General features: G+C 62.7%; 2 protein-coding genes and 1 pseudogene. 2 read left to right on the top strand and 1 reads right to left on the bottom strand.

The features are described from left to right. Positions 1 to 135 (top strand): annotated as a pseudogene (locus GSQ87_RS22715) (UTP--glucose-1-phosphate uridylyltransferase); the annotation flags it as partial. Positions 136 to 459: 324 nt separating this feature from the next. Further along, positions 460 to 1,452, top strand: coding sequence for a glycoside hydrolase family 5 protein (locus GSQ87_RS06925; protein ID WP_216839099.1), 993 nt, complete (start codon positions 460 to 462; stop codon positions 1,450 to 1,452). A gap of 107 nt (positions 1,453 to 1,559) precedes the next feature. Here GSQ87_RS06925 and GSQ87_RS06920 read toward each other — a convergent pair whose 3' ends face one another. Further along, positions 1,560 to 3,188, bottom strand: a complete 1,629-nt coding sequence (locus GSQ87_RS06920) for an alpha-D-glucose phosphate-specific phosphoglucomutase (RefSeq protein ID WP_158914650.1) — start codon at positions 3,186 to 3,188, stop codon at positions 1,560 to 1,562. Between the last annotated feature and the right edge of the window lie 504 nt (positions 3,189 to 3,692).

Here is a 3,692-nt window from a genome sequence, read left to right as displayed (position 1 = left end):
GCCCTGGAGTACGAGGGGACGACCTACGACTGCGGCGACAAGATCGGCTGGCTGCGCGCCAACGTCGCCCTGGCCCTGAAGCGCCCTGATCTGGGAGAGGCGGCGCGGCGGGCCCTGGCGCCGCTGCTTGCGTAAGCGCGCACGTTGGATCGGCCCCGGAGCGAGGGCGCGCAGGGCGCCCAAAGAGAGGCGGAGCCCGATCCTTCCTCTGGGCGGCGATGGGAGGTGTGGGCTGAAGGTTTACGCTGGGGTGAGCCCCAATCGGCGACCTCCGCACCAAGCCCAAAAGGCCGCGTCGGCGGCGTTCCTGGCGGATGCTGGCGGGCTGCTGGGGTCCTGCAAAAGCGTTTGTATTCACCCCACAAGACACCCGGCGTTCGAGCCCCGGCCTGGGATAGGCGGAGGGAGAGCCGGCGGCGGCGGCCGCGCCATTCGTGGAGCCGCCTCACCATAGGATCCGTGGCCGCACTTCTGTTCTGGTGGAACCAAGATCTGCAAGCCCAGGCTGAAACCTTCCATTCGATCGCTCCGGCCGTTCAAGCCGCGCGCATGGGGCGCGGTATAAACGTCCTTAGCGCCGATCCCATCTGGACCGACCCGCAACGGGCGCGTTTCAAGTTCGAGGATTTCAAACGGATCCGAGAGGGCGGCTTTCGCACGGTGCGCCTAAACCTCCATGGTTTCGCCCACATGAATGACGACGGCGCGCTTGATCCAGCCTGGCTGGAAACGCTGGATCGGGTTGTGCAGGCGGCCCTAGCCGCCGACTTGATCGTGATATTGGACGAACACGATTACAGTGTTTGCGATCGGGACGTCGCGCGCTGCCAACGGCGTCTGACAGAATTCTGGCTGCAGATTGCGGATCGCTACAAGAGCTCCCCCAATACTGTCCTGTTTGAAATTCTTAACGAACCACATGGGGTGATCAATGACGACAATTGGAATGTGATCCTAAGAGCCACCTTGAGAACCATTAGACTCAGCAATCCCACGCGAAACGTAATCATCGGACCGGCATTCTATAACAGCATCCACCATCTGGTCGCCCTCACACTGCCAAGCGACGATAACATCATCGTCACCGTGCACTATTATGATCCGATGTCGTTCACCCACCAGGGCGCGCGCTGGAATCCGGCGACAGCGGCCTTATCGGGGGTGAGCTGGGGAACGCGCTCCGACTATGCACACGTGTTCCAGGACCTAGCTCAGGTCCAGACCTGGGCGACCGCTCATAACCGGCCCATCCTGCTCGGGGAGTTCGGCGCCTATGAGCGAGGCGATCTGGCGTCACGGGTCCGATACACCGCCGCCGTGGCGAGGACGGCGGAGGCTATGGGCTGGGCTTGGGCCTACTGGCAATTCGACGGTGACTTCATCGCCTTCGACGTGGACCGAGATGAGTGGGTGAAGCCGATCTGGCAAGCGCTCACCGCGGCCCAGCCTTAGGCGGGGCTGCTTGGGTCGGCCGTGGCGGTCTCAGGTCCACTCTCAGTTGCAAAGACGCCTGTGCGTACCAGGCGACCCGCCACAATAGCCGTGTGGCGCGCCCACCGCTAGGTGACCACGTCGGGCGCAAGACGACCGGTACGCTCATGAATGGCCGCAATCGCCTCGGCTGCGGCAACACAGCTCGCAAGCACCTCGCTTGGATCACGGTGCAAATTTCCGGTCGCCGGCTCATAGCGCTCCAGATAGACCCTCAGCGTAGCCCCGGACGTGCCAGTGCCTGAGAGGCGAAACACCACGCGAGATCCTCCTTCGAACAGGACACGGATTCCCTGGTGATCGGTGATGGATCCGTCGGTCACGTCGGTATAGGCGAAATCGTCGGCCGAGACGACCGTGAGGGGTCCAAATGAACGGTCAGGCAGGCCCGGCATCTGGTCCCGAACCGCTTTCATCAGCGCATCCGCGTCGCCGGCGTCGAGCGCCTCATAGTCATGGCGCGCGTAGTAGTTTCGGCCGTAGCGGGCCCAATGCTCATCGACGATGGTTGCCACAGACTGGCGTCTCACCGCCAAAATGTTGAGCCAAAGCAAGACCGCCCACAGACCGTCCTTCTCCCTGACATGGCTTGACCCCGCCCCCGCGCTCTCCTCCCCGCACAGGGTGACGCGGTCTGCATCCAACAGGTTGCCAAAGAACTTCCAACCCGTGGGGGTCTCATAGTGCGCGATGCCGAGCGCCTCTGCGACGCGATCGACAGCGGCGCTGGTGGGCATGGAGCGCGCGACCCCGACCAGGCCGTCAGCATAGGCCGGCGTCAGCTGGGCGTTGGCCGTCAAGATGGCCAGAGAATCCGAAGGCGACACAAACCGACCGCGACCGATGACCAGGTTACGATCGCCGTCTCCGTCCGACGCGGCTCCAAAATCCGGCGCCGTGGGTCCCATCATGGTCTCGTAGAGTTCATGGGCATGGACCAGATTGGGATCGGGATGACCGCCGCCAAAGTCCGGCAACGGCGTTCCATTGATCACCGATCCCACAGCCGCGCCGAGCCGCCGCTCCAGGATTTCGTGGGCGTAAGGTCCCGTCACCGCGTGCATGGCGTCGAACGTTAGGGTGAAACCGCCGCGGATCAGACTTCGAATGGCGTCGAAGTCAAACAGCGTCTCCATCAAGGCTGCATAGTCGGCGACGGGATCGATCACCTCGACCACCAACGAGCCAAGACGGTGCTCGCCCATCTGATCCAGCGAGATGTCGTCGGCGTCCAAGACCAGGTAGCGTTCAATGGTCTGCGTGCGAGCGAAGATCGCATCAGTTTCTCGTTCGGGCGCGGGACCACCGTTTGCGATATTGAACTTCACTCCGAAATCTTCCTCGGGGCCGCCAGGATTGTGACTGGCCGACAGCACCAGGCCTCCAATCGCGCCGGAGGTGCGGATCAGATGACTGACGGCTGGGGTCGAAAGTAGTCCGCCCTTACCTACGCGCACTCGGCTCACCCCGTTGGCGGCGGCCATCTTCAACGCAATCTGGATCACTTCCCGATTTAAATACCGCCCGTCCCCGCCGATGATCAGGGTCGATCCGTCAAGTCCGGCCTGACAATCAAAGATCGATTGGATAAAGTTTTCCACATAGCCAGGCGTTTGGAAAACACGCACCTTCTTGCGTAAACCGGACGTTCCCGGCTTTTGCCCCTCAAATGGACGCGTGGGGACCGTGCGGATCATCGGCTTCTCCGGGCGATAAAGACTGAGGGTGAAAGCCCAACGCCACTCGTTCGTCCGCGCGGGGTTGGGCGCTGGCCGCAAAAGGCTATCGCAGCGATTAATCTATCGGTTCCAGCGGCGACCGTCTTAACGCTCACCTGCGAACGGTCGTTCAATGGGCCGGTCAATGGGCCGGCCATCGCAAACTCAGATGCAGCGCCACCGGATGCGCATCCGGCGAGCCGACCAGACGCCGTTTCGCGGGGCGAGATCTGTTCGGCTCGCAACTTCTTCAGCGGTTCAACTAGGCGCCGCGCTCGGACGTTGTCCGATCCTACAGCCGTTCGCACCGCACCCTGCGCGACCGCCATCGGTGCCGTTTCGGTCGCCTCCGCTGAACGCGTGGCCTTGCCGGCGACGCCCGCGGTTCGCTATCTGCCCGTGGGCCACTCGTTGCGCGAAGTTCCTGCGGCTTTAATGCTGAATGGAGTCAGCCTCGATCAGTACACCCACGGTCGGCGCATT

Origin of the sequence: Caulobacter sp. S45 (genome assembly GCF_009765965.1) — a bacterium.
In the GTDB taxonomy this organism is placed as follows: Bacteria; Pseudomonadota; Alphaproteobacteria; order Caulobacterales; family Caulobacteraceae; genus CAHJWH01.
This window is presented reverse-complemented; position numbering and strand designations above follow the sequence as displayed.